Source organism: Eisenbergiella porci, assembly GCF_009696275.1.
Classification (GTDB): Bacteria; Bacillota; Clostridia; order Lachnospirales; family Lachnospiraceae; genus Eisenbergiella; species Eisenbergiella porci.
In genome coordinates, this window is record NZ_VUMI01000005.1 from 112,880 (window position 1) to 139,415 (window position 26,536).

27 protein-coding genes are annotated in these 26,536 nt (G+C 50.5%); 3 read left to right on the plus strand and 24 right to left on the minus strand.

Going from position 1 to position 26,536, the window contains the following annotated elements:
- Nucleotides 1-5: 5 nt before the first annotated feature.
- Complete coding sequence (locus tag FYJ45_RS04670) at nt 6-359, minus strand: Asp23/Gls24 family envelope stress response protein (RefSeq protein ID WP_021633552.1); 354 nt, start codon at nt 357-359, stop codon at nt 6-8.
- Nucleotides 360-539: 180 nt separating this feature from the next.
- Here FYJ45_RS04670 and rpmB point away from each other — a divergent pair, with 180 nt between their 5' ends.
- A complete protein-coding gene (gene rpmB, locus FYJ45_RS04675; protein WP_025490009.1) occupies nt 540-725 on the plus strand; it encodes a 50S ribosomal protein L28 in 186 nt (61 codons plus the stop codon).
- A 234-nt stretch (nt 726-959) separates the two neighbouring features.
- Here rpmB and FYJ45_RS04680 read toward each other — a convergent pair whose 3' ends face one another.
- The 15 genes from FYJ45_RS04680 to FYJ45_RS04750 all read right to left on the minus strand — a co-directional run bounded on the left by FYJ45_RS04680 (nt 960) and on the right by FYJ45_RS04750 (nt 15,110).
- The gene (locus FYJ45_RS04680) at nt 960-1,112 is read right to left on the minus strand and encodes a hypothetical protein (RefSeq protein ID WP_021633553.1); all 153 of its coding nucleotides are present in this window, start codon (nt 1,110-1,112) and stop codon (nt 960-962) included.
- Between the two features lie 127 nt (nt 1,113-1,239).
- Nucleotides 1,240-1,650, minus strand: a complete 411-nt coding sequence (locus FYJ45_RS04685) for a GerW family sporulation protein (RefSeq protein WP_154463676.1) — start codon at nt 1,648-1,650, stop codon at nt 1,240-1,242.
- Nucleotides 1,634-2,734, minus strand: coding sequence for a DUF2953 domain-containing protein (locus FYJ45_RS04690; protein ID WP_154463677.1), 1,101 nt, complete (start codon nt 2,732-2,734; stop codon nt 1,634-1,636). Before FYJ45_RS04690 ends, FYJ45_RS04685 begins: the two co-directional genes overlap by 17 nt.
- Nucleotides 2,735-2,750: 16 nt before the next feature.
- A complete protein-coding gene (locus tag FYJ45_RS04695; RefSeq protein ID WP_117544964.1) occupies nt 2,751-3,071 on the minus strand; it encodes a hypothetical protein in 321 nt (106 codons plus the stop codon).
- Nucleotides 3,072-3,270: 199 nt separating this feature from the next.
- Nucleotides 3,271-3,723, minus strand: a complete 453-nt coding sequence (locus FYJ45_RS04700; protein WP_025490010.1) for an NUDIX hydrolase — start codon at nt 3,721-3,723, stop codon at nt 3,271-3,273.
- A gap of 1,052 nt (nt 3,724-4,775) precedes the next feature.
- Complete coding sequence (locus FYJ45_RS04705) at nt 4,776-6,233, minus strand: peptidoglycan D,D-transpeptidase FtsI family protein (protein WP_235930570.1); 1,458 nt, start codon at nt 6,231-6,233, stop codon at nt 4,776-4,778.
- A complete protein-coding gene (locus tag FYJ45_RS04710; protein ID WP_235930571.1) occupies nt 6,175-7,776 on the minus strand; it encodes an FtsW/RodA/SpoVE family cell cycle protein in 1,602 nt (533 codons plus the stop codon). The genes FYJ45_RS04705 and FYJ45_RS04710 overlap by 59 nt, the downstream gene beginning before the upstream one ends.
- A 6-nt stretch (nt 7,777-7,782) precedes the next feature.
- Nucleotides 7,783-10,107: a peptidase U32 family protein gene (locus FYJ45_RS04715; protein ID WP_195841659.1), complete on the minus strand. Its 2,325-nt coding sequence runs from the start codon at nt 10,105-10,107 to the stop codon at nt 7,783-7,785.
- Between the two features lie 129 nt (nt 10,108-10,236).
- The gene (zapA, locus tag FYJ45_RS04720) at nt 10,237-10,674 is read right to left on the minus strand and encodes a cell division protein ZapA (protein ID WP_154463679.1); all 438 of its coding nucleotides are present in this window, start codon (nt 10,672-10,674) and stop codon (nt 10,237-10,239) included.
- A 56-nt stretch (nt 10,675-10,730) separates the two neighbouring features.
- Nucleotides 10,731-11,726, minus strand: coding sequence for a Holliday junction branch migration DNA helicase RuvB (gene ruvB / locus FYJ45_RS04725; RefSeq protein ID WP_154463680.1), 996 nt, complete (start codon nt 11,724-11,726; stop codon nt 10,731-10,733).
- 48 nt (nt 11,727-11,774) lie between these two features.
- Nucleotides 11,775-12,380 (minus strand): Holliday junction branch migration protein RuvA, encoded by a 606-nt coding sequence (ruvA, locus tag FYJ45_RS04730; protein ID WP_154463681.1) that lies wholly within the window; start codon nt 12,378-12,380, stop codon nt 11,775-11,777.
- 76 nt (nt 12,381-12,456) lie between these two features.
- Nucleotides 12,457-12,951 carry a Gx transporter family protein gene (locus FYJ45_RS04735; RefSeq protein WP_154463682.1) on the minus strand — a complete coding sequence of 165 codons (495 nt, stop codon included), beginning with the start codon at nt 12,949-12,951 and terminating at the stop codon, nt 12,457-12,459.
- A 90-nt stretch (nt 12,952-13,041) separates the two neighbouring features.
- Nucleotides 13,042-13,434 (minus strand): NusG domain II-containing protein, encoded by a 393-nt coding sequence (locus FYJ45_RS04740; protein WP_235930583.1) that lies wholly within the window; start codon nt 13,432-13,434, stop codon nt 13,042-13,044.
- 152 nt (nt 13,435-13,586) lie between these two features.
- Nucleotides 13,587-14,438, minus strand: coding sequence for a tetratricopeptide repeat protein (locus FYJ45_RS04745; protein ID WP_154463684.1), 852 nt, complete (start codon nt 14,436-14,438; stop codon nt 13,587-13,589).
- Complete coding sequence (locus tag FYJ45_RS04750; protein ID WP_154463685.1) at nt 14,439-15,110, minus strand: hypothetical protein; 672 nt, start codon at nt 15,108-15,110, stop codon at nt 14,439-14,441. It lies immediately after the preceding gene.
- Between the two features lie 244 nt (nt 15,111-15,354).
- Between FYJ45_RS04750 and FYJ45_RS04755 the strand changes: the two genes are divergently transcribed.
- Entirely contained in the window at nt 15,355-16,230 is an 876-nt protein-coding gene (locus FYJ45_RS04755; protein WP_154463686.1) for a DegV family protein, read from the plus strand.
- A 142-nt stretch (nt 16,231-16,372) separates the two neighbouring features.
- Here the strand turns inward: FYJ45_RS04755 and leuD are convergent, their stop codons facing one another.
- Nucleotides 16,373-16,864, minus strand: coding sequence for a 3-isopropylmalate dehydratase small subunit (gene leuD, locus FYJ45_RS04760; protein WP_021637437.1), 492 nt, complete (start codon nt 16,862-16,864; stop codon nt 16,373-16,375).
- A gap of 23 nt (nt 16,865-16,887) precedes the next feature.
- Nucleotides 16,888-18,150 carry a 3-isopropylmalate dehydratase large subunit gene (gene leuC, locus FYJ45_RS04765; protein WP_154463687.1) on the minus strand — a complete coding sequence of 421 codons (1,263 nt, stop codon included), beginning with the start codon at nt 18,148-18,150 and terminating at the stop codon, nt 16,888-16,890.
- A 183-nt stretch (nt 18,151-18,333) separates the two neighbouring features.
- Here leuC and FYJ45_RS04770 point away from each other — a divergent pair, with 183 nt between their 5' ends.
- Entirely contained in the window at nt 18,334-19,260 is a 927-nt protein-coding gene (locus tag FYJ45_RS04770) for a LysR family transcriptional regulator (protein ID WP_154463688.1), read from the plus strand.
- 110 nt (nt 19,261-19,370) lie between these two features.
- On the opposite strand, the gene ilvC is transcribed toward FYJ45_RS04770, so the two are convergent.
- From ilvC to FYJ45_RS04800, 6 genes are all read right to left on the minus strand, one after another.
- Nucleotides 19,371-20,435, minus strand: coding sequence for a ketol-acid reductoisomerase (gene ilvC, locus FYJ45_RS04775; protein ID WP_081745438.1), 1,065 nt, complete (start codon nt 20,433-20,435; stop codon nt 19,371-19,373).
- 110 nt (nt 20,436-20,545) lie between these two features.
- Nucleotides 20,546-21,064 (minus strand): acetolactate synthase small subunit, encoded by a 519-nt coding sequence (ilvN, locus tag FYJ45_RS04780; RefSeq protein WP_021637442.1) that lies wholly within the window; start codon nt 21,062-21,064, stop codon nt 20,546-20,548.
- Between the two features lie 201 nt (nt 21,065-21,265).
- Nucleotides 21,266-21,754, minus strand: a complete 489-nt coding sequence (gene ilvN / locus FYJ45_RS04785; RefSeq protein WP_021637443.1) for an acetolactate synthase small subunit — start codon at nt 21,752-21,754, stop codon at nt 21,266-21,268.
- Between the two features lie 16 nt (nt 21,755-21,770).
- Nucleotides 21,771-23,387: a biosynthetic-type acetolactate synthase large subunit gene (gene ilvB / locus FYJ45_RS04790; protein ID WP_102288791.1), complete on the minus strand. Its 1,617-nt coding sequence runs from the start codon at nt 23,385-23,387 to the stop codon at nt 21,771-21,773.
- 14 nt (nt 23,388-23,401) lie between these two features.
- Nucleotides 23,402-23,932, minus strand: a complete 531-nt coding sequence (locus FYJ45_RS04795; protein WP_154463689.1) for a hypothetical protein — start codon at nt 23,930-23,932, stop codon at nt 23,402-23,404.
- On the minus strand, nt 23,919-26,402 hold the full coding sequence (locus FYJ45_RS04800; protein ID WP_154463690.1) for a homocysteine S-methyltransferase family protein: 2,484 nt from the start codon (nt 26,400-26,402) through the stop codon (nt 23,919-23,921). Before FYJ45_RS04800 ends, FYJ45_RS04795 begins: the two co-directional genes overlap by 14 nt.
- Nucleotides 26,403-26,536 lie beyond the last annotated feature (134 nt).

The following is a 26,536-nucleotide window of genomic DNA, read 5'->3' on the forward strand; positions in this document are numbered from 1 at the left end:
CCTCCTTAATCAATCACTCGTACACCTTCTACGAAGATGTTGATTTTCTCAATTTCCATTCCGGTGAATTCTTCCACTTTATACTTCACATTATCTATCAGGTTGTCCGAAACAGCCAGAATACTAACACCATAGGAAACAATTACATGGAAGTCCAGTGTCAGTTTATTATTGTTAATTGTTACCGTAATGCCCTTGGCCAGATTATCTTTTCTTAAAAGCTTCACTACGTCCTTCACGGTGATTCCCATGCCGACGATACCGAAGCATTCCATTGCCACTGTACCAGCATACTGCGCAATAACTTCTTTATCGATGGTTATATTGCCCATATGGGTATTCATAGAAGAGCCCTTCATGTAGTACCTCCTTCTTTCTTACCGAAAAATATAAGATTATTATAACCGCTTTCCGGAAAAAATGGAAGTCTTATTTAATTTTCAGATAATCCGGCAAATTTTGCTTGCCAAACAATTATTTTTCTGGTATTATACACATGTTGTGGTCTGAAAAATTATTATGGTTTAGGAGGTGCGAAGATGGCAAAATGTGATATTTGCGGTAAGGGTGTTCATTTTGGAAACAACGTAAGCCATTCCCATAGAAGATCCAATCATATCTGGAACTCAAATGTTAAAAGCGTGAAATGCAAGGTGAACGGCGCATCCAAGAAAATGCACGTATGTACCAATTGTCTTAAGTCCGGCAGAGTAGAAAGGGCATAAAAGGAACTGTTTCCTGAGATTTAATCTCCCAAGGAATTATATTCCGGGGAATGAATCCCTTTGCTATGAGGTCTGTTGAAATGATTGACACAAAGACAAGACTGTCAGAATTCGGTATCGAATTTACAGACAGTCTTTTTTTGTGCCTTAAATGTGTGATGCAGGCTGGAGCATATTTGAAAATTGCCCTAAGGCCGGTATGTCTGGGCCGTATTGCCTGATACTGCTCTTACTCTATTTTTCGCAGAAAATCATATTATAGCTCACCAGCAGCAGAATAACTGCCACGATAAGCCCGGCAAGCCTGTTGGAAATGAGCAGTGTTAGAACCATGCCAAAGGCGATACTGAATACGATAATTCCTACGAACTTCCACATTTGCTGCATCTGCTTACTCCTGACGGCTTTACTAATATAGTATGCCGGCGCAGGCCGTCCGATGCTTTGTTGCCCGAACTATTAATGACAAAAGAAAAACCCCGGCAGCAAGCCAGGGTTTTTCTTTTGAAACTCTCTAATCGATTACCTCATCACCTTCCGAAGGAAACGCCGCTTTTTCAGCTTCCTCATCGCTCATCATCGTTTCATCCTTGGTAGTGAACTTATCCACCAGGTCGGGAATCATATCCAGTATCTTGGTAACGCTGTCCTGATTTTTAATATTAACCAGCTTCGTCTGGCCGTTTTTAATCAGGAGAACCGCACTGGGAGTCATTTTCCCGGACAAGCCTCCGGCTCCGCCGTCCTTGCTGCCGTTGCAGCTGGCTCCCGCACCTACGCCGAAGCTGACGTCAACAAGAGGAACTATAATCGTATCATCGATTTTTGTCGCCTCTCCCACCACCGTCTTAGTTGACATCAAAGCATTGGCGCCTTTCAGCAGGGATTCCATTACGGAACTGATGCCGTTATTTTTTTCTGCCATTTGTCATTTCCTCCTTTTTAAGCCGTCTGACGAATCTCCAGGTCTTCTTATCAAGTATAATGCGGAGCACCGCGGCAAAAGCCACCACGAACCGCACCCTGCCGCGGATATAAAACTCTCCCTCCAGGCGGGGTTTTTCAAAATCGGGACTGATATGGACAGTCTCGCCAATTATCGGGTACAGCATTCCGTGTATGGCCAATATCTGGCCCGTAGATGCGGGATCCCCGGTTCCAACAATGAAATCCACCTTCATTTTCCGGGGCCTGAGATGCCGCAGCAGCCTTCCGGCCTCCCCATGTACATTTTTCAGGATCAATTGTGTCTCATCCAATGTGAGAACATCTATATAATAATCTATATTGTCCCGGATCTGCTTTATTTTATCACAGAGCTTACTGATTGTGTACTGAATATTCTGAAAAGTTTCCTTAACAGCTTTAAAGAAAGAAGAAAGCATACCACTGAGGCGTACCAACCAGGCGGTTTTGTGTGAATCTGTTTTCTTTTCTTCAGATTCCTTATTTGACTTCCCTTCCGGTTTTGACTCTTGTTCTGATTCTTCTTCCGGTTTCTTTCCCTTTATCTCTTCACCCTTCTGTTCTTCACCTTTACAGCTTCCGTCCTCCCGGCCTTGCGCGCTCCGCTCTTTGCCGGTGTCTTTTTCCTGAAGCTTCTGAACTTTCTGGACAGCTTCTCCCGAACGCTGCCCTTCGTTTTCCGGCTTCTTCTCCTCTTCCGCACTTTTTCCGGCATCATCCCCGCCCGGAACAGACTTTTTTTCATCAGCCGCCGCTGCCTTCGGCACCTTCTGCTTCATACGGAAACGAAAACCGCATATTTTCAGCTGTGAAAGATAATTCTTCTCATACTTGCCCGTGTCATACTCCAGACTATAGCTGAGGAAAGAAAAAAACCAGGTCAGACGGATAATTCCATGAGGCTTACCCTCTGCCGGAATTTCGCCCCTGGCCCGATATCTGACCGGAACAAAAAGAATCAAACATAAAATCAGAAGGAGAACGGCCAGAATGATGAGCAGGATAACGCCCACTGTTTTTAAAATACCGATTACGATTCCCATGGCTTCAGCTCCTGCTTTATCTGTGCTCCAGAATATATTTTTTGATATCCGCGCCCCCGGTTTCCCTGACCACCTTTTCCGTCATGGCAACTACCATATCCACGGCTTCCGTATAGCTTGCGGCAAGACCTACGATAAACAGATCCTCCTTATCGTAAAACTTCTGCTGCAAAAGAGCACAATGGAAAATGTCCAGCTGATCATCAGACTTCGCCAATGCAATAATATAGATGGAAAACTGCCCGGCATTCGCCCTCAGCTTCCATTTCACTTTTTCCGGATTGCGGATGCTTTCACTGACATACAAATGTCTGTAGAACTTCATTGTGCCTGTCACTTTCTTTCCGAAGCAGATTACGGCATTGCACTGCAGCAGCCTGTTACCCTGAACATTTACCTGCTATTTACAAATTTGCCTGTTTCTGCCTCTTTTATACAATAAGGAAGAATTTGATTGAAGAAAGGCGGCATGGAATAATGTCCATTCCGCCTTACCGCCTTTTTTGTGTAAAATTCCCGGACGGCTGCCGGAAACCTCAGAAATACTTTTTGCTGCCCCACAAATTCTTCTTCTTGAGATCCAGATATTCATGATAGGCCTTCTCCAATATCTGCTTCTCATTGGCAAACTTGAGCAGATGATAAGCCTCATGATACTTATAGAATCCGGAGTCAACAAAATATTCCTCACGTTGTGGTTTACTGTAATAACTGTCGGCCATCATCAGATACCAGTGAACCTCCTTGTCCACCGTATCCTCCGGCACACTGAAGGTATACTCACTCTTCCCGATATACTTGATAATGGATGCCCTGGCACCGCTCTCCTCAAGAACCTCCCGGAGCGCCGTATCCTTATATTCTTCTCCTGCCTCTACCGTTCCCTTGGGCAGCACCCAGCCTTCATACTTGTTCTTGAAATTCTTATACAAAAGCAGAATCTTCCCACGGAAAATAACCACACCGCCACAGCTTGTTGCTTCTATCATTGCAATTCCTCCTGTTTGGTGTGAGCCGCGCCCCATATCTCAAAACACAGAACGCATATTCAATTGCATAAACTACATAAAGTATATCCCAAAACCCCCCGTAAGGCAAGTACAAAATTCTTTATTAGATGTGTAGGGAGGACGTCTATACGAGTTACTGTTCCGGGGCTGTAGGGCGGGTTTTCTGGGCGGGAGGGGATTGGGGGGCGCTGCCTGGCCCTGTTTCCGGGACCGTGGGGGGGAGGTGGGGTGTTTTGGGAACCATTGGAAAAAACGGGGTGTTTCTAATTGTTCCGAAACAACAGAATTCTGTCAACGCGGCTGAAACTCCTCACACAGCGGCCTTTGGCCGGCTGCGTTCGTCAGACAAGCCGCTACGGGCGACAGAATTCTGTTGTTTCGGAGCAATAAGAAACATCACCGTTTTTTCCAATGGTTCCCAAAACACCCCACCTCCCCCCCACGGTCCCGGAAACAGGGCCAGGCAGCGCCCCCCAATCCCCTCCCGCCCAGAAAACCCGCCCTCAGCCCCGAAACAGTAACTCGTATAGACTAGACTACACATAAGATAAAGTTAAAAGAAAAAACAAACAAGGGAAGGAAACGCTTTATTTAAAATATTCCCAAAATACTTAACTACATCCATCTCCCTTAATTAACTGAAAATCCTTCAATTTCGCTGTCCTTGTCCTTCATACCGCCTGCTGAGGGGTGCCGCTGTCTGTTTTTGCTTCCGGGCCCGGCATACGCTCCGGGGCGGCTGTGGGACGTGGGGGGATTTTTCTGCTCCATTGGAAAAAACGGAGATGTTTCTTATTGCTTCAAAACTGCAGAACCCTGTCGCCCTTAGCGGCTTGTCTGACGAACGCAGCCGGCCAAAGGCCGCTGTGTGAGGAGTTCAGCCGCGTTGACAGGATTCTGCCGTTTTGGAGCAATTAGAAACACCCCGTTTTTGAGACTGGAGCAGAAAAATCCCCCCACGTCCCACAGCCGCCCCGGAGCGTATGCCGGGCCCGGAAGCAAAAACAGACAGCGGCACCCCCCCACCCCCATCAAAAACCGGCGTTGAAGTAGGCGTCGAAGATTCTTTTGGCTATGGGGACGGCGTAGTCGCTGCCGGATCCGATGCCTTCTATGATGACGGTAACGGCGATTTCCGGGTGGTCGGCGGGGGCGAAGCCGGTGAACCAAGCGTGGGAATCGGCTTTGTTCTGGTTGAATTCGGCGGAACCTGTTTTGCCTGCGGCTGTGTAAGTAAGGCCGGAGAGGCGGGAGGCGGTGCCCTCTTCCACCACGTCGGTCATCAGGCCGCGCAGTGCGGCGGCTTCTTCAGAGGTCATGAGGCGGCGGTACTGCTGTGCCTGGAATTGTTTGATGATTTTACCGTCCGCGCTTTCAATGCGTTCCATTTCGTAGGGGCGCATCAGAAGTCCGTCGTTGGCTATGGCGGAGGTTATCATGCATAAATGCAGAGGGGTGATCTGGGTCTTGCCCTGGCCTATGACGGTCTGTATGAGATCCTCGTCACCGCTGTCGGCGGTTAGCTGGATGTGGCTTTTGGAGTAGGGAATGTCAATGGGAAGCTCCTGGTTAAAGAGGAGATCCTGCATGGTGGAAACAAAGCTTTGTTTATCCAGCGTCATGCCGATGTTGGCGAAGGAGGCATTGCAGGACTTGGCAAAGGAGCGTTCAAAGGAAACCTGGCCGTGTTTGCTTCCGTGGAAGCAGCGGATGGTATTCTCTCCATGGGTATAGCTGCCGTTGCACTGGTAGGTGTAATTTGACCAGGTATTCGGATTTTCACGGATGTATTCCAGTGAAGTCACGATTTTAAAGGTGGAGCCTGGCGGATATACGCCCTGGGAGGCTCTGTTCAGCAGGCTGGAATTTTCGGTGTCCGCTGTGACTTCGTCCCAGATTCCGGCAATTTCATTGGGATTAAAATCCGGTTTGGAGACCATGGCAAGTATTTTCCCGGTATCGGGTTCCATGACCACAATTGCGCCCTCATATATGCCCATCGCTTTATAGGCAACCTCCTGAAGCCCAGTGTCCAGGGTAGTATAGAGGTTGTTTCCCGGATTCTTTTTGCCGGAGGCGGAGTTGCCGGCCTGCTGGGCTACAGTGGCCGAGGTGTTGATCAGGTAGTAGTTGGCCAGGCTTTCCAGTCCGGTTTTTCCTTTGTCGGAATAGCCTACGATATGGGCAAACATGTTGTCATAGGGATAATTGCGGACTTCTTTTCCTGATTCATCCCTGATTGTCTGTGCAAGGATTTCTCCGTCCGCAGAGTAAATGGTGCCGCGGGTGTTTTTCGTTGCAAGGACAGCCTGCCGGCTGTTGTAGCTGTTATTGAACAGGGCTTCGGAATTGGAGGTGACATAGGTGCACAGATAGATAATAAGGCCCGCAAAAAGGCAGCAGAAAAAAGCTGCTGTGCCGATCAGGTTTCTATTTGCCCTTCGGGTATCGTATATTTTTTCTTCCGTTCCAGGGCGCTTCCTCTTCATCGTCCCAGTAGATTTCTTTTTCCGGGCCGTTGCGGTAGTCTTCTTCAAAGTCGTCTTCTTCGTACTCATCTTCATTCCAGCCTTCTTCTTCATAATCCCCGTCTTCCATATATTCGTCATCCACTGCATCATTTTCCATATCGTTGTAATCCTGATAGTCTTCTTCTATATAGTCTTCCTCATACGGCTCTTCCCCGACGCCGCTCCCATCATACGCCTTTCTGCGTCTGCGGTTTTCTTTTTCCCATTCGTCCTGTTCCCTGAGCCAGATTCCCTGCATGATGGAAAAAAGGATCAGGGTGGTCATGACGCTGCTTCCTCCATAGCTGACCAGAGGAAGAGTCACGCCGGTCAGCGGGATGAATTTGGTGCCGCCCCCGATGGTGAGGAAAATCTGAAAAATATACATTACGCCGAAGCCCGAAGCAATCAGGCGGAAAAAGGGATCGGAGGAATAAAGGGCAATTTTTAGAATCATAAAAAAACAGGAAATACATATGAAAATCAGGCAGATGGAAAAAATGATTCCCAGTTCTTCCGTCACCGCGGCAAAAATAAAGTCGGTCTCCACATAGGGGATGTCCTTCGGCGTACCCTGGCCGATTCCGAGGCCGAACCAGCTTCCCCGGGACATGGCAAAGAGCGACTGGGTAATCTGGTAGCCCTGGTTGTCAATTACGCTCCAGGGATCCTTCCAGGCCTGTACTCTGACCTGCACGTGCCTGAATATCAGGAAAGCCAGATAGGAAGCCACACCTCCGGCGCCGGCCCCTGCCAGCAGATATCGGTATTTTCCGGTGGCAAAGAAAACCAGGAATACATAGGCGGCGAAAAAAATCAGGGCGCTGCCCAGATCCCTGGAGGCCACCAGGATCAGAATGTGAGCCGCGGCAACCGCGCCGCTGAGGGCCACATTTTTAAAGGAGGAATCCTCCCAGAGGATGGCGGCCATGCAGAACAGGAACAGGATTTTCACAAATTCCGAGGGCTGGAAGGTGATTCCTCCCAGGGAAAAGGACAGCTTGGAGCCATGCGTCACCTGCCCTAATATGAGCACGGCGCCGATGGCCGTAATACCTGCCCCGGCATAGGCCCAGGTCAGTTTTTTCCAGAAGCGGCATCTGCGGATAAACAGTGGGACCGCCAGGGCGACGGCCAGGGAAGCGGCCGAGATAAACAGCTGTTTTCCGGCTTTGTGCAGATCCAGTCGGGTCAATATCACAAAACCGGTCCCCAGCAGCAGACACATATGATTCACCAGCAGCCGGTTGATTCCCGGATAAATCATGGAAAACATCATCATGGCGGTAAAAATGGCTATCTGGGACATGGCATAAAAGAACAGATAATCCACATCGCCTTTTTCCACGCATATGGTCAGAAATGCGGCAAACTGAATGACAAATATGAAGGCACTCTGCAGGTTGTCATATTTTTTCCGGCCTGTTTCCGTGCAGAATACCCGAAAAAAAGAAAGCACTGTATAAAGTATCATGAACAGAGTGATTATGTATTTGGAGTAAACAATGATGTATTGTTCCATGCCCTGTTATTCGGCTCCTTTTTTAAAGTGTCCGGTGGTAAATTTCCAGTTCACCTGCCTGTTGATAAGCTCTGACGCCTCCGCACTGCGGGTGATGCAAAGGCGGTGAAAAATTGACATGCGCTCCGCCGTCTGTGCTCCGCTTTCCTCCAGGAAATCCAGGCGGACCGCTTCGGCGCCGCTTTCCGCGATTTCTCCCAGATATGCATGAAGTGAAAGGGGAACGGAATTGTAAATGATATTGTAGCAGTAAGCACAGTCTGTTTCCACGGGGAACTCCGCCTGGTATCTGTCAAGCAGACGGTATTCCTGCATAACCGCCTGTTTTAAGGCTTTGTCTGAATGCAGAACTTCACAAGATGTCCCGGCCGTTGTTTTTCCCCGGCGGCTTTCCGTCTCCCTCAGACAGCTTCCCGCGGTTTTACGGATACAATTTGCCGTTACCATCATGGGAATCCTGCCGTAAACGAGAATCTCCTGCCCTTTCTTTGGCAGCGCATAAATACCTTTGCGGTTCAGCTCCAGCGGCGCGCAGTAGGTATCCATTTTATCCGCCCAGAAGCCATAGGTTTCACGGTTCCACAGATACAGCCTGTGATCCAGGGCAACACCGCCCTTCCAGTCCTTTTCGTACAGCCACTGCCGTCCGGATAAAGATGCCGCCTGCACGCCGTCAAATAATCCGGTATTCAGGGCAGCAGACAGGCGTTCCAGCCTGGCTTCATCCTGTTTACGGAGAATAACGGGGAAGGAAAGATACAGTTCTGCTCCCGGAAATTCATTTTTCATGTCTTTTAAAGCAGCTTCCCAGTCTCCCCGGAGGAAGGTATGGGGAAAATACAGCCTGACCGCGCCTTCCTTCAGACAGCTGTATGCCTGGGATATGGTTTTTACAGATGCATGCACAGAAAGCGGACCGTGGGGAATCCCGCTCCTTTTTTGTGTATTTTCCGAAACCGCGGCCGCACAGGATGGTATCCCCTTTGCTGTTGAAGGTGCGTCCGGCCGGCACTTATTTGCTGTTCTTACCGGGCCGTTTTCCTGTGCTGTTTTCTGCTTCAGAAGATCCAGCACCTGACGTCTTGCTTCATTCAGTGCTTTGACAGGCAAAAATGCGTTGTCCGCCATATCCAGCCGGATATCCTCTGCCCGGAAGCCGCTTCCGCCGGTTCTGCGCAGCTGCTTTTCCACGTCCTCACGGCTTAGCGGCCGTTTGGAGGCAGTCTGTACCTCCTGTCCTTCCACGGAAACTGCCGCAGGAATATCTTTCCCGGCCAGCACCGCCTTCAGACGCAGGGGCTGGCCAGGGTGAAGGCTGGCCTCCAGTATTACGGGAACAGTAAGCTCCGGTTCCAGAATGCCGGAACGGATATTTTGCAGAACCGCTTCATCACAGCCCACATAGCCGGGCTGATCCAGTGTTATCATTTCCCTGCCGTTATGTCTGTGATAATAATCGCCGCTGATTTCACTGCGGATATAGAGGGAAGATAGTATATGCATATCGGATGCAGATACTTTTCCCGCTCCATCCGGACTGTCCAGGCAGGCGTCAATTCTGCGGCGGTAGACACTGGTTACGCCTGCCACATACTCCGGTTTTTTCATACGGCCTTCGATTTTAAAGGAATCAATGCCTGCTTTTATCAGCTCAGGGATAAATTCTATCGTGCACATATCCTTCAGGCTCAGCGGATAGCATTCCTGTCCGTTCTGTCCGGGCAGGATCCGGTAGGGCTGCCGGCAGGGCTGGGCGCACCGGCCGCGGTTCCCGCTTCTGCCTCCCAGAAGGCTGCTGAAAAAACACTGGCCGGAATAGCAATAGCACATGGCTCCATGGATAAAGGCTTCCACCTCCATGCCGCTTTCCCGGCACAGCGCTTCTATTTCCCCAAGGGTCAGCTCTCTTGCCGGAACGACACGGCAGACGCCCAGCTGCTTCAGGAATTCGGCGCCCCGCACATCCGTAACGGTCATCTGTGTGCTGGCATGAAGCTCCAGTCCCGGAAAAAGGGTACCCAACAGTGACAGCGCCCCGATATCCTGCACGATTACGCCATCCAGCCCCGCTTCATAAAATGGGCCGATAAAATCCTCCAGCTCCCCTATTTCATTTTGCTTTAGCAGCGTATTTACGGTAAGATAGAGCCTTTTCCCATAAAAATGCGCCTCCTTCAGGGCATCCACTACCTCTGTGTCACTGAAGTTTCCGGCATAGGCCCTGGCCCCGAACCTCTGTCCTCCTATATATACGGCATCCGCGCCGGCCTTCAGCGCCGCCTGAAAACAGGTATAGTCCCCAGCAGGCGCAAGTAATTCCGGTTTTTTCATAATATCCATTCCTTCTTTCGCTTTGCTTTACCGGCATCTGCAAAGTTGACAAACGCAGCCTGCCGGGTTAACAGGATAGAAAAAGACTGTCCTGCTAAAGACAGCCTTTGTATATACCATTTATGAAGCTTAATTCCTCTGATGGGTATCACTGCTTCCTTTTTTCTTATTATCTGCCAGCTCCGTCTCCAGGCGTATGATTTTCTTGGAGCTTTCATTCAAATCACGCTGCAGGCCTTTCATGGATTTCTCCGTGTTTTCCAGCTTGATCTGGGAAGCGATCAGTTCATGCTTCAAATCATAAAGTTCCTTTTCCTTAGCCTGGATATCTTCCTCAAGCAATGCTATCTGCTTCCTGGCCTTGAAATAATCATCCGCAATGTTCAGCTGAAGCAGAACGCTCTGCCTTTCAATCGGCTGTTTCCGGAAGCTGTCCAGCTTGCCGTATTCCGTCATTTTATTATTGATGTAGGAAGCGACCTTCTGCAGGTATTCCTCACTCTCGTAACCGCTCAGAGTAAAGACCTTCCCGCCTATGATTACTTCCGTATCTGTCTTAACGGCCATAGATTAGCTCCTTTATACAATACCCGATATTTATATAAAATCTATTATAGATCAAACTACTGCGGAATTTCAAGTCCTAAATGCTGATAAGCCAGTACGGTTACCACTCTTCCTCTGGGTGTGCGGTTGATAAAGCCGTTTTTCAGAAGATACGGCTCGTAGACTTCTTCGATGGTGCCTGCATCTTCCCCGATGGCCGCCGCCAGCGTATCCAGCCCCACCGGGCCGCCGCTGAATTTATAAATCATGGTGTCCAGCATGTTCCGATCCACATGATCCAGCCCCATTTTATCCACATCCAGAAGATCCAGCGCCTGATTTGCCACCTCCTGTGTAATTACGCCGTTAAAGCGTACCTGGGCAAAATCACGGACTCTTTTAAGCAGACGGTTAGCAAGGCGCGGCGTTCCACGGCTTCTTCTTGCCAGCTCCCTGGCGCCGCCCTCATCGATTTCCACATCCAGTATCCTGGCGGAATGGCGGATGATGGATTTGAGTTCCTCCACCGTGTAGAATTCCAGCCTGTGAATGACCCCGAAGCGATCACGCAGGGGCGCTGTCAGCAGGCCGGCTCTTGTCGTTGCCCCCACCAGGGTGAAATGCGGCAGATCAAGGCGGATGGAACGGGCGGAGACGCCTTTTCCAATCATAATGTCAATGGCATAATCCTCCATGGCGGGATAAAGCACTTCCTCCACCTGCCGGTTCAGGCGGTGTATTTCATCCACAAACAGCAGGTCGCCCTCCTGAAGATTATTCAGGATTGCAGCCATTTCCCCGGGCTTTTCAATTGCCGGGCCGCTGGTTACCTTCATATTGACACCCATTTCATTGGCGATAATGCCTGCCAGCGTGGTTTTGCCCAGGCCGGGCGGCCCGTAAAGCAGAACATGATCCAGCGCGTCTCCGCGTTGTCTGGCCGCCTCAATGTAAACCTTCAGGTTTTCCTTGGCCTTTTCCTGGCCGATATAATCATCCAGGGTCTGGGGACGCAGCGTCCCTTCGATCCGGATATCCTCTTCCGTAATGTTTGTTTCAATGACTCTCGGCATGTAATCCTCCATGCAGCTGTAAGCCGCTGTGCAGCCGCAGCGCGGCCCTTAAATAATATGTTTTAATGCTGCCTTCAGCAGAGCTTCCACATCCATGGCTTCCGCATTTTCCACCTGTTTTACGGCGCGCAGCGCTTCTGTGGCGGAATAGCCCAAAGCGGTCAGCGCTTCCACCGCTTCGTTCCGGGTATCCGTAAGTCCGGAGAAATTCTCCACATAAGCGGTGCTCTCCCTGGAAACAAAGGTGTCCTCCAGGGAAACCTTATCCTTCAGATCGAGGATGACCCGCTGTGCCGTCTTGGCTCCGATACCGGGCGCCTTCGCAATTGTTTTGGCATCCTGGGACATAACCGCCATGCGGATATCATCCGCGCTGAGCACGGAGAGTACGGCAAGTCCCCCCTTGGGGCCGATGCCGTTGACAGTGATGAGGAGACGGAATATGTCCAGGTCATCCCTTGTAAGAAATCCGTACAGCTGAAAGGAATCCTCCCTGACGCAGGTATAGGTATGTATTTTTATCTCTTCCCCGATTCCCGGAAGGCTGGAATGGAGGCTGGAGGGAATTTTTATATTATAACCGATATGGTTGACCTCCAGGACCAGGTTATCTTCTGAAATATCGGCGATTTTGCCTACTAAATATGCAAACATGCAAACTCCTGTCCGCGCCGGAAGGCGCTTTTTTCATTCATTATCCGTTCGGTTCCTTCACAGCTGCAGGCAGTCTTTATAAATCACTTCTCCAGGCCGGCAGGCGCTTCATCACCTGTCCCGCCGTCAGTCCGAGGCACAGGCCGGTAATACAGCCTGAAACGAGCAGAAACGGCAGATAATATATGGTCTGGTACGTCTGCACCACAAGCATGGCCACTACGAGCTGGGCACAGTTATGGGCTGTCCCTCCCGCCACACTCACTCCGGTTATGGAAAAACAGGGAAGCCTTTTGATCGCCAACATGACAAGGAAACTCACCAGGGCGCCTGAAAGGCTGTAAAGAATGGCAGATAGATTTCCAAATAAAAAGCCGCCAAGGAATACCCTCGCAACATTTACTATCAGCGCTTCTTTGTTCCCAAAACGGTACATGGTAATCAGCACCGCCAGATTCGGAAGCCCCAGCTTCATTCCGGGGACGCCGAAGGGAAGCGGGATCAAAGCTTCCACATAACCCAGAATCAGCGCGAAGGCAAGCAGCATACTGAGCAAAGCTGTTTTTTTCATGTCTGCCCCCATCTGCGCGCAGGGCGCGCATGTGATTAAAGCCGCATGCAATCCAGGGAGGCCGGAACCTGTTTACGCCGGCCTGCCCCTTTAGTCCAACATGGCATCCGGCGCGGAAGAATCCGTTTCTGCACGGCCTTCTATCGTTATGACCAGCTTATGAGGCAGGCAGATGATGCTTTCCCCGCTGCGGCTGATTGCCCCCTGCCTGACACAGAGCCTGTCCGGACAGTCAGCGTCCTCCAGACGGACACTGCCCCCTTCTATTACCAACAGATTCTCGTTGCCGGAAGCATCCTGCAGCAAAAGCCTAGTATCCTCCGAAAGAGGAAGGCGCTCCTCCACTACTCCGTCACGGCTGACCACTACCCAGCCGTCTCCCGGCCCTGCAGTAAAATGCCTGACCAGCAGAACCCCTGCAAGAACCAGTATAGCCGCTGTCAGCAGAAAATCTGCCTTCGTCATTATAGCATGTTCGAACATATGTTTCAAGAAGCATCTTCTCCTTTATGAACGCAGTAATTGCGCAAAGTTACTGTTCAAAAAGGCCAGCGCATTCAGCTGCGCAGGCCAGCGCTTTGCGCTGACAGTAAGAAAGTGATTCAGGATTGCCAAAATCCATCGCAAAAGGCGATTCAGGATGGGTTTTGGCAATCACTGTGAAGCATTTGAACAATTGCAGCACAGTTTTCACGAAGCAGTCTCGTGCCCTCCGACTCACCGAAGGTGGAGGCGCTGACGGAAGCCGCCTTTTCATAAAAGGCAAGGGCTGTTTCATAATCCTCGCGGCGGAAGGCGGCCTCACCCAGTCCTGAAAGCGCCGCGGAGTAATGGGCACAGTGCAGCTCTTCCCCGTCTTCTGCCGCGCCGGACAAATTTTCGGAAGCCTCATAAAGAGACAATGCCAGCTTCAGCAGTTCTTCCCCTTCTTCGTATTTTTCCTGTTTAAAACGCAGCAGAGCGGCGCTTGTCAGCAGATCGGCCCGCTGTTCCTTCTCTTCCGGCTTATTCTCCAGTATGGTGGCCGCCTTTTCCAGCAGCATCGCCGCCTCTTCAAATTCATTGCGGCTTTCCAGAAGCATGCTCATATTCTGATAAAGACGTATAAACCTTATATCCCCGCCGGACAGAGCCTGCTCATATATTTTCAGGGCGCGTACATCGTAACGGTAAGCCTCCTCGTCCCGTCCGGCCGCCTGGCAGACAGCAGCCACATTGATCATGACCGTGGCAAAATGCTCCGTTTCCTCCAGCTGCAGTTCTTCCATTAAAAGAAGAATATCCTCAGACAGGTTCAGCGCCTTCTCAAACTGGCCGGTTTCCCTGTAAAAATCCAGAAGTTCATTTCCAATGGTAATATATATCCCATAATTCTTCAATTCTGAGGCGTTTTCCATGCAGCCGGTAAGAAAAGGCTCCACCTTATCCCATTCACGCCGTTCAATCAGTCCGTTCAGCTGCGCAAATATTCCGTCAATCGTCATCATTTATTCTTCTTCCTCCGTAATCAGTGTCCATCCCAGGCCGGCATCGTATGCCATGCAATTCCAGATAATTTCTCCATCCTCATCCAGAAGCGGCGAGTCGTCCGCTCCGTCCACCGGAACCTCATACAGAAGATCAATACAACGATCCCTCTCCACATCAACGGCCCTGGCATAAAACAGATATTCCACGCTGGGTTTGTTTCCCAGATTCAGTGGCAGGAACCATTCCTTATCCTCAGGAGAGGGGAAAACAAACGCTGCCAAGGGGCCATCCTCCGTCTGCTCTTCGGATCCAGCCTTTTCTTCCTCCGGCCCCTGCCCCTCTTCCAGCTCTGCTTTCAGGGATGCTTCGATGGCCTCTTCCGGAATCACCTCCGGCCGGCGGAAAAGCTCCTCCCGCAGCTCCTGGCAGAATTCATTATCGGCAAGAATCACCAGATTCTCCCACTTGCTTTTAAATTCCTGAAGCTCGGTATTGTGCGCTTCCAGCTCCGCCTTCTCCTTTGTCAGACTGCTGACACTGGCCCTGGCGGATACCAGCCGGCCTGCAATTTCCTTTTTCTCACTTCGTTCCGTATAAATGACGAAAGCCTCCACCAGCATCGCTCCCAGCAGTACCGCAACCGTAATATATGTGATAACCTTGGCAAAAACATCTTCTTTAAAATTCATTCAGGCAATCAGTCCTTCCTTTTCAAAAAACAATATTTCCTTCCTATTTTACACCATCTTGTCATAAAAGTCATTGAAAAAATTGCGGTAGCTGTAAAGGACTGAACTGCGACAAATGCGTGCATTGACAGAATCGCCGGAAAAAGCTATAATTACTGTGTTTTGAAATTCAAAGCTTTTGAAAATCAAAGGTAACTGTATCGTTAAAAACAGCTGCCAGAAAGATAACAGGAGGGGTTTACCCATGCAGAAGTATGAAATTACCACTGATTCCAATTCCGATTTACCTGTTTCCTACGCGGAAAAGTTTCAGACCGTCATCATCCCGCAGTATTATGCCTTTGGGGAAGAGGTATACGGCGATGAAAAACATATGCCTCCGGCAGAATTTTATGAACGCATGAAAAAAGGAGAGCTGCCCTCTTCCATGGCCAATAATCCGGCGGTGATCCGGGAAAAATTCGAACGTATTTTGAAAGACGGCAATGACATCCTGCATATTGCCTTTTCCTCCGCATTGAGCGGCAGCTACAACAATGTTTATGTAACCGCCCAGGAGCTGTGTGAAGAATATCCTGACCGCAAAATTGTGGTTCTGGATTCCCTGAATGTTTCCCTGGCGGAAACCATTCTTGTAATTAAGGCAAATCAGCTGCGGAAGGAAGGAAAGACTCTGGAGGAAAACGCGGCTTATCTGGAGGAATATAAGAAGCATCTGCATGTGCAGTTTACCGTGGATGATCTGTTTCATTTAAAAAGAGGCGGCAGAATCTCCGGTGCCGCTGCCGCAGTGGGAACCGCGCTGAACCTGAAGCCCTTCCTTTATGTGGGCAGGGAAGGGACCCTGGTTTCCGATGGGACTACCCGCGGCAGGAAAAAATCCATCCGTACCCTGGCGGAGCGCGTGGCAAAAACCCTGGGTGATGCGCCCGACCGCACGGTTCCTGTAGGCATCGTCCATGGAAACTGCCCGGAGGACGCCGGACTGGCGGCGGAATTCGTAAAGGAACTGACCGGGATCGAGAATATTATTATTAATGATATCAGTCCCAGCATCGGAACGCACGCCGGTCCCGGAGCACTGGGAATTCTCTATTATGGAGAGGAAAAGAAAAACTGAAATCCGTCCGGAAATGCCGTTTCCTATAACAGACTGCTATTTTCCCGGACATAGAAGGAGCGCAGCTTCGGCCCACCGGCCGGCTGCGCTCCTTTTATGATGGCGGCAGAAACGTCTCCTGCGAAACCCTCTCCGCTTCTTTTTACTGCTTGTTATTGATATAATTGACAAGTCCTTCCGCATCTATAATTTTCTGCATGAATTCAGGGAAGGCCTGCCCCTGGTAGGAGGTTCCCTTTGTCACATCCGTGATGACGCCGGAATCAAAATCCACCTCTACTTCATCTCCTGCCTCAATCGCTTTGGAGGCTTCCGGGCATTCAATGATGGGAAGGCCGATATTAATGGCATTCCTGTAGAAAATACGGGCAAAGGTTTCTGCGATAACGCAGCTTACGCCCGCCGCTTTAATGGCTATCGGGGCATGCTCCCTGGAAGAGCCGCAGCCGAAGTTCTTTTCCGCAACAATGATATCGCCTTTTTTCACATTTTTAATAAAATCCTTATCGATGTCTTCCATACAATGCGTAGCCAGCTCCGCCGGATCGGAGGAATTCAGGTAACGGGCAGGAATGATTACATCGGTATCTACATTATCGCCGTATTTGAATACGGTTCCTTTTGCATTTTTCATTTCTCTAATCTCCTTTGCTTACTTTACAGCTGGCAGGGGCAGGAAATCTTTCCTGTCACAGCGCTTGCCGCAGCTACGGCGGGGCTTGCCAGATAAACCTCGGAACCCACATGGCCCATACGTCCCACGAAATTTCGGTTGGTGGTGGATACGCATCTTTCACCGGCTGCCAGGATTCCCATATAGCCTCCAAGGCAGGGACCACAGGTAGGTGTGCTCACAACCGCGCCCGCTTCGATGAATATTTTCAGAAGGCCCTCTTCCATCGCCTGAAGATAAATAGCCTGTGTGGCGGGAATGATGATGCAGCGCATGCCGGAAGCCACATGGCGGCCCTTAAGGACCTCTGCGGCACAGCGCAGGTCGCCGATACGTCCGTTGGTGCAGGAACCGATAACTACCTGATCTATTTTCACATCCTCTGTGATCTCGTCGATGGTTTTCGTGTTTTCAGGCAGATGAGGGAATGCGATAGTCGGGCGCAGAGCACTTAAGTCGATGGTATATTCCTCATCATAAACGGCATCTTCATCCGCTTCATAAACCACCGGTGTCTTCATGGAGTGCTCTTTCATATAAAGCAGCGCCTGATCATCCACCGGGAAAATACCGTTCTTTCCGCCGGCTTCAATAGCCATATTGGCAATGGTAAAACGGTCATCCATGGTCAGGCTGGCAATTCCGTCTCCCACAAATTCCATGGATTTGTAAAGAGCGCCGTCCACGCCGATCATACCTATAATATGTAAAATCACATCCTTGCCGCTCACCCATTGGGAAAGCTTTCCGGTGAGGTTAAAACGGATGGCTCCGGGCACCTTGAACCATGCTTTTCCTTTGGCCATGCCGGCAGCCATGTCCGTGCTTCCCACGCCTGTGGAAAATGCGCCCAGCGCGCCGTAGGTACAGGTATGGGAGTCCGCGCCAATAACTACGTCACCAGCCACTACCAGGCCTTTTTCCGGAAGAAGGGCGTGTTCAATTCCCATTTCCCCCACTTCAAAATAATTGGTAATCTGGTTGCGGTAAGCAAATTCCCTGACGCATTTGCAGTGTTCCGCTGATTTGATATCCTTGTTGGGTACAAAATGATCCGGTACCAAAGCGATTTTGTCTTTGTCAAAAACGCCGTCCACCTTCATTTTTTCCATTTCCTTAATAGCTACGGGACTGGTAATATCATTGCCAAGCACCAGATCCAGATCCGCCTCGATCAGCTGGCCCGCTTCCACTCTTTCCAGGCCGGCATGGGCTGCCAGAATCTTCTGTGTCATTGTCATTCCCATAATTTTTCTTTCCTCCGTTTCCGCTGTTTTGCCAGCATCTGTACAGGCCGCTCCCGGGCCGTTCGATAAATTTAGTGTATCATAACCCTGGCCTCAGGGAAAATACTTTTCTTTCATGTTTACTATAATTACAAGTTATAGTATAATATCATAAAATACAGTGTAGTTATAGGAGTTGGTTCAATGGAACAGAATCTGAATTTATACCATATTTTTTATACGGTGGCCAAATGCCGGAATATATCCGGGGCGGCACGGCAGCTTTTTATCAGCCAGCCGGCCATCAGCAAAGCGATTTCCCGTCTGGAGCAGAATCTGAACACCACTCTGTTTCTGCGTTCCTCCAGAGGGGTCAGGCTGACGGAAACAGGGGAAATCCTTTTCCGGCAGGTGGAAAGCGCCTTCGACGCCATCTGTCAGGGGGAGGAACAGCTGCGAAAGGTGCAGGAGCTGGGAATGGGCCATCTTTCCATCGGCGTAAGCTCAACTTTGTGCAAATATGTACTGCTTCCCTATCTCAGCCGTTTTACCAGGGAAAATCCGCATATCCAGATCTCCATTTCCTGCCAGTCCACTTATCAGACCATGGAGGCGTTGGAAAAAGGGACTGTGGATATCGGGCTTATCGGGGAAAATGAGCGGATGGAAAAGCTTGTTTTTTATCCGGTGCAGGAAATTGAAGATATTTTTGTCTGCACAAGGCGTTATCTGGAAAACCTGTGCAAAAGGGTATCTTTTCCCGGAAAGCCGTCGGCAGGGGATTTGATTTCCCACGCGACGCTGATGCTTCTTGACAAGGAAAATATTACCCGACAGTATATGGACAAGTATCTGTTCAGTGAAGGAATCAGCGCGGCGCAGATACTGGAAGTGACCTCCATGGATCTTCTGATTGATTTTGCAAAAATCGATTTGGGAATCGCCTGTGTCATTGAAAGCTTTGTGCGGGAGGAGCTGGAAAGCGGAAGGCTGATACGGCTGGCGATGCCGGTATCCGTGCCTGTCAGGAAGGTAGGGTTTGCCTACATAAAAAATGCGGCCTTTTCGTCTACTGCCGTGAAGTTCATGGATTTCTACATGGAATGCTGTGAAGGAAATGGGAAGTTATGATTAGATCAAAAAAGAGACTGGGGAATGTATCTAACCGCAGTCTCTTTTTGTGTGTAAATGTTATTATGTAAGCAAATCCGGCCCGAAAGAGGGGGATTGTTTACGGGGTTTTAGTTTTCGATCAGTTTGTTGGTGTCGTTCCAGCTGTAGAGTTTGCGGAGTTCTGCACCGGTTTTTTCGAGCTGGTGGGAGGCTTCTTTTTTCTTCATGGCGTTGAAGTGAGGGCAGCCTACCTGGTTCTCAAGGAGCCATTCTTTTGCGAAGGAGCCGTCCTGGATGTCGGAAAGGACTTTCTTCATGGCTTTCTTGGTGTCTTCTGTTACAATCTTGGGGCCGGTGATGTAGTCGCCGTATTCTGCGGTGTTGGAGATGGAATATCTCATTCCGGCAAAGCCGCTTTCGTAGATCAGGTCAACGATCAGCTTCATTTCATGGATGCATTCGAAGTATGCGCTTTCGGGTTCGTAGCCTGCTTCTACCAGTGTTTCGAAGCCTGCTTTCATCAGCGCGCATACGCCGCCGCACAGCACTGCCTGCTCGCCGAACAGGTCGGTTTCGGTCTCTTCACGGAAGGTGGTCTGGAGAACGCCGGCTCTTGCTCCGCCGATTCCCAGTGCGTATGCCAGTGCCAGGTCATGTGCCTTTCCTGTGGCATCCTGCTGTACTGCGATCAGGCAGGGAACGCCTTTTCCGGCCTGGTATTCGCTTCTTACGGTATGTCCGGGTCCCTTGGGTGCGATCATGGCAACGTCAATATCTGCCGGAGGCTTAATCTGTCCGAAGTGGATGGCAAAACCATGTGCGAACATAAGCATCATGCCGGGTCTTAAGTTGGGTTCGATGGATTCTTTGTAAAGTGCGCCCTGCTTCTCATCGTTGATCAGGATCATGATGATGTCGGCTTTCTTTGCAGCTTCTGCAGCTGTATATACGGTAAGTCCCTGTGCCTCTGCTTTCGCCCAGGATCTGGAACCTTCATAAAGTCCTACAATGACGTTACAGCCAGACTCCTTCAGATTCAGGGCATGTGCATGGCCCTGGCTGCCGTAACCGATTACTGCGATTGTTTTATCCTGCAATAAAGACAGGTCACAATCTTCCTGATAATAAATCTTTGCCATTTTTCTTTCCTCCATTTTGTTTGAATGACTATATAACTGAAAGGCCGCAGCGATGGCTGTACCTCAGAGTCCTGTTATGCTTCGGGCGCAGCGCGTCCGGTATTGAGTGTTGCTGTCCGGTAATTTCTCCGCCATCCGGCGGAAGGGACTGTTAAAACATAAAATCAGACGATGGAGCAGTAATCTTCCAGGTAAACCACATTCCCGGTTCCGCGTCCCAGGCCTGCGATGCCTGTTCTTGCCAGCTCCAGGATTTCGTAATTGCTCAGAAGATTGATGCAGGCGTCCACCTTGCTCTGGTTGCCTGTGATCTCCACAATCAGGCTTTCCTGGCCCACGTCGATAATGTTGGCGCGGAATATGTTGGTGATGGCTATGACGTCCTGCCGCTTTTCGGCGCTGACCTTGACCTTTATCAATGCAAGCTCGCGGTAAACGCTTTCTTCAGGCTTCAGTTCCCTGATGTCCCGTACATCCACCAGCTTGGAAACCTGCTTCTCGATCTGTTCCAGGATCTCATCATCGCCTTTGGCGACAATGGTGATTCTGGTAATTCTGGGATCGGCAGTTTCACCTGCCGTTATGCTCTCAATATTGTAGCCGCGTCTGGAGAACAGGCCGGATATCCGGCTCAGAACACCCGATGTATTATCTACAAGCAGCTGAAACACTTTTTTACGCATTTTATGTACCACGCCCCTCTTTGTCCGAAGGCCCGAAGACCCGTCCGGTGCTGTCTTTTCAAATTATTCTAGCAACATTTCCAACCCTTGTCAACGTATGATAGTCAGTCATACTTTTTATAACCTCAGGTTATGGTTATATTAAAATACTGAAAAATACGTTATACAAGCAACGATATACTATGTGTACGGAACGCTGTTTTAAATATCGTTTTCCAGGCATTTGGGAAGGGCCAGGGTTCCGGTGCGGGCTACCTCCACGATGCTGATGGACTGGAGCATTGTGAGGAAGAGCTGCACTCTTTCCGGGGTGTCGCATATCTGGATAAGCATCATGTGCTTGGACATGTCCACGATGGACGCATGCATGATAGCGCAGTTTTCCATAATATCCTTACGGTTGTTGCGGTTGTACTTTACCTTGACAAGCATCAGTTCGCGGCTGATGCTGGACGTTTCGTCAAAGGTCTTTACCTTGATGACATCCAGCTTTTTATTCAGCTGCTTCTCGATCTGTTCAATGGTCCGCTGGTCGCCGCTGCTGACAATTGTCATGCAGGATACAGCCGGGTCATCCGTTTCTCCTACCGCAAGGGAATTGATATTAAAGCATCTTCTGGAAAACAGGCCCGCTACCTTGCACAGGACACCGGATCTGTTTTCAACAAGAACAGAGTATATTTTTTTCATTCCGCCACCTCCATGATTATTTTACCAGATCCATCGGGTCTATCATGCATTCCATAAGATAAGAGCAGTCATCTTTCAGGAAGGCGTCCAGCGCCCCGTCAATTTCTTCATTGCGGCTGACCCTGATAAAAGGAATATCGTAGGCCTCCGCCAGCTTATCCAGATGGGGCGTTCCCGCAATGTCAACTACCGAGTACCTGTCTTTATAGGAGTAATGCTGATATTCCCTTACCATGCCCAGATAGTTGTTGCGAAGGACCACTATTTTCACCGGGATATGGTACTGCTGGATGGTTGCCAGCTCCATCATGGACATCTGGAAGGAGCCGTCGCCGCATACGGCGATTACCTGCTTGCTCATGTCGCCCAGCTTTGCGCCCATGGCGGCCGGAATGGAATAACCCATGGTGCCCATGCCGCCGGAGGTGAGGAAACGGCCTTCCCTGACCACATGGAAAGCGCAGGACCAGATCTGGTTCTGCCCAACATCAGCCACATAGACGCCGTCAGGCTTCATTTTTTCTGAAATGCGGTGAATCAGCGCTTCCGGATCCACATAGTCCGGATTGGGCTTCCGAAACTGCTTCATGCTGCTTTTGTAGCCCTCCAGGGTATGGAGCCATTCTTCATGCTCGCAGTCAATTTCCTGTTTTTCAAAATCTTCAAAAATGTATCTGGCATCTCCTACCAATGGAATGGTGGGACCGGCATTTTTGCCGATTTCAGCCGGATCAACATCAATATGTACCAGAACCTTGTCATGGGTGATCAGGTCGGGCTGGTTCACGGAACGGTCCGCCACACGGGCGCCTACCATAATGAGCAGGTCCGATTCATTCATGGCGCGGTTGGCATAGGATTTTCCGTTATTTCCCACCATGCCGAAATACATGGGATGCTCCGTGGGCATAACGCCGATGCCCATCATGGTGGAAACCACGGGGATCCGGAACTTTTCGGAGAATCTGCGAAGCTCTTCGCAGGCGCCGCTGAGGGTAACACCGCCGCCGGCATAGATCAGAGGGCGTTTTGCCTTTTCCAGCTCACGGATAACCTTCTTGATCTGCACCGCATGGCCCTTGACCGTAGGCTTGTAGGTTCTCATATTAACTTCATCCGGATAACGGAATTTGGAGATTTGGGCATTCTGGATATCAATGGGGACGTCGATGAGGACAGGCCCCTTTCTTCCGGTATTTGCCACATAAAAGGCTTCCTTGAAAATTCTGGGAATATCATTCACATCCCGGACAAGGTAGCTGTATTTTACAAAGGATTCCGCCGCGCCCGTAATATCGGCCTCCTGGAACACATCGCTGCCAAGCAGCTCGCTGTTCACCTGTCCGGTAATGCAGACCAGGGGAATGCTGTCTGCAAAGGCTGTTGCAATGCCGGTGATCAGATTGGTCGCCCCGGGGCCTGAGGTCACGGCGCATACGCCCACCTGGCCGGTCACTCGCGCCAGGCCGCTTGCCGCATGGGCCGCATTCTGTTCCGTCCTGATTAAAACAGTACTGATTTCAGAATCCAGAATGCTGTTATAAAAAGGACAGATTGCCACACCGGGATAACCAAATACTTCCTTTATCCCTTCCAACTCCAGACACTTTACTATCGCATCCGCACCATTCATCTTCTATCCCTCCATTATTTTCTAAATTTGCCGAAAAACTCCGCCAGCGGAGCTATGACATCATTCAAATCGGAAATTGCCTCATTCAGGCTTTCAATGTCCATCTGGTCTACCTTCTTCATGGTCTGCTCCACTGCCAGGCTGCTGGAATCCACCAGGGAATTGACATTGTCGGCCACATCCCCCAGTTCATCCAGCGCATCCTCCGCCATGGTCAGCGCCGTCGAGGCCTGCTCCAGAGTTCCTGAGGCCTGCTCCAGCGCCCTGGTCAGCCCGGGAAGCACACAGGCCACAAATATGAGGACAAGCGCTGCCAGAACCAGATTGGAAACCGCAAATATGCGGGTGAAAAACAGCTGCTTTTTCTGTAAGGCCGTCCGTTTTTCATCGGATTCCTTCAGCTGCTCCATCAGCTGCCTCACGGCCAGCTCAGTTCCGTCAGCCTCCCAGAGCTCGTCATGCTGGCTGTCATGGGGAAGATCATCCCACAGCTCTTCCTTTGGTTCCTCCGGCTCCCTTACTGCCTCTTTTTCATTCATTTCCATAGGTGCCTCCCATTCCCTCCCGGATACCCAGAAGGCGTCTGGCCAGTCTCACCGCATCCGCGGCGTCCCGGGCATAACCGTCTGCATGGATTTCGTCCGCATATTCCTGCGTAATGACCGCGCCGCCGATAATGATTTTGGCATCCAGGCCTTCTGCACGGGCCAGCTCTATCACGTGTCTCATTTCCTGCATCGTGGTGGTCATCAGCGCTGACAGGCCGATAATGGAGGCGTGATTTTCCCTGGCGGCGCGGACGATGGTTTCCTTGGGAACATCCTTGCCCAGGTCAATGACCTGAAAGCCGTAATTTTTAAGCATGAGAGCCACCAGATTCTTGCCGATGTCATGGATATCGCCTTCCACCGTGGCTATGACCACAACAGGCATCTGCTCCCGCGAGCCTCCCGCCGAAAGCAGGGGCTCGAGAATGCCTATTGACAGCTTCATGGCTTCCGCGCTGGAAATCAGCTGCGGCAGGAAATATTTTCCCTTATCGAAAAGCTCTCCTACCTGATTGATGGCAGGGATCAGGCAGTTATCCAGCAGTTCCTTAGCCGGAAGCCCTGCATCCAGCGCCCGGCGGGTAATCTGCCCGATGCCGCTCCGGTTTCCTTTAAGAACTGCGTTATAGACATCGGAGGAGGGGGAAGCTTCTGCGGGCTGCGCCGCTTTTGCTGCCTTTGAGACGGCCTTTGCGGGCGCTGCCTGGGCGCTGACGCCTGTGCAGGAGGCCGCGTACTCGATATAACGCAGATCGCTGCCTTCCTTGTGAAGAAGCATATCCGATGCAAAAGCGCTGGCAACAAGCAGCTCCGAAGAAGGATTGGCAATCGCCATGGTAAGCCCTGCCTGGATTGCCATCGTCAGAAAGACGCTGTTTACATAGGCTCTCTGAGGCAGGCCGAAAGATATATTGGAAAGCCCGCATACGGTCGCCAGCTGTTTTTCCCTGCAGTAGCGGATGGTTTCCAAGGTTTCCAGCGCCGCATTGGGATTGGCTCCTACCGTTGTGACCAGGCCATCCACAATGATATCTTCCTTCGTAAGTCCACAGTCAATGGCCCGCTCCAGAATTTTACCGATAATGTCCTTCTTCTCCTGCAGGCTTTCGGGGAGTCCCGCGTCGGATAAAGGAAGAAGGATAAACATGGCGCCGTATTTTTTTGCAATGGGAATCAGCTTTTCGAACTTTTCCGTTTCCAGGGAAATGGAATTGATAAGCGCCCGTCCGGGATAACGGCGCAGCGCAGCTTCTATTACGTCAATATGGCTGGAATCGATGGAAAGAGGCAGCTGGCTGACTCCCGCCACCTCCTCCATGGCTTTCAGCATCATTTCCTTTTCGTCAATACCGCTCATGCCCATGTTGACATCGAGAATGGAAGCGCCGCCCTCCTCCTGTTCCTGAGCAAACCTGGTTACCATTTCAAAGCTGCCCTCACGGAGCTCGGCCTGAAGCATTTTTTTGCCGGTAGGATTAATTCGTTCTCCTATGATAAGAAAGGGATCCTCCAGCCCGAAGGCAACCGTCCTGCGTTCGGAGGCCAGGAAGCGGGTTCCTTCCGGCCGGCGGCCGGTCCCGGCCGGCTTTACGGCATGGAAAGCTTTATGCAGGGCGGCGATATGCGCGGGTGTCGTTCCGCAGCAGCCGCCGATAATGGAAGCGCCGGCTTCACATACATCCCGCATTTCCCCTGCAAATTCCTCCGCCTGCATGCTGTAGACCGTCTTTCCCTCCGCATCCAGGGAAGGGAGTCCTGCATTGGGCTTGGCAATCACGGGAACCCTGGTCACGGAAGCCATACTGCGTATGATCCGGGCCATCTGGCCGGGGCCTGTGGAGCAGTTCGCGCCTATCGCATCGGCTCCCAGGCTTTCCAGCACCACAGCGGCAGTTGCCGCGTCCGTACCGTACAGGCTCCTTCCGTCGCCTTCAAAGGTCATGGTGACCATGACCGGAAGATCCGGGCAGGTCTCTTTGGCGGCGATAAGGGCGGCCCTGGATTCCTGCAGGCTCATCATGGTTTCCACAACAAGCAGATCCACGCCGGCCTCTTCCAGAAGGATTATCTGTTCTTTGTAAACTGCAATCAGCTCTTCCAGCTCCATGCTTCCTATGGGGGCCAGCTGTTCGCCGGTCATGGTCAGATCTCCGGCAACCAGCGCCCTGCCGGACGCAGCTTTTCTGGAAACAGCTACCAGTTTATGGTTCACCTGCCGTATCTGCTCCTCCATGCCGTATTCCCTGAGCTTGCACCGGTTGGCCGTAAATGTCGGCGCATATAAAATATCAGTCCCCGCTTCCACATATTCCTTCTGCAGGCCAATGAGGACATCTTCATTTTCCATTATCCATTTTTCCGGACAGACCCCGGCGGGCATGCCTCTCGTGATAAGGTTGGAGCCTGTGGCACCGTCCAGAAAAACCATTTTTTCCTTTACAAAATCTCTGAATTCCTGTTTTGTCATCCTTTTTTTCTCCATTTACAAATATGTAACATTCTAACATGAAAATAAACAAAAGAAAAGCGTCACCTTCGTTACTGTTCACTCCGTGACCAGTAACTGCATAAATCCATTAAAAATCGCCTGCGGCGATGGGA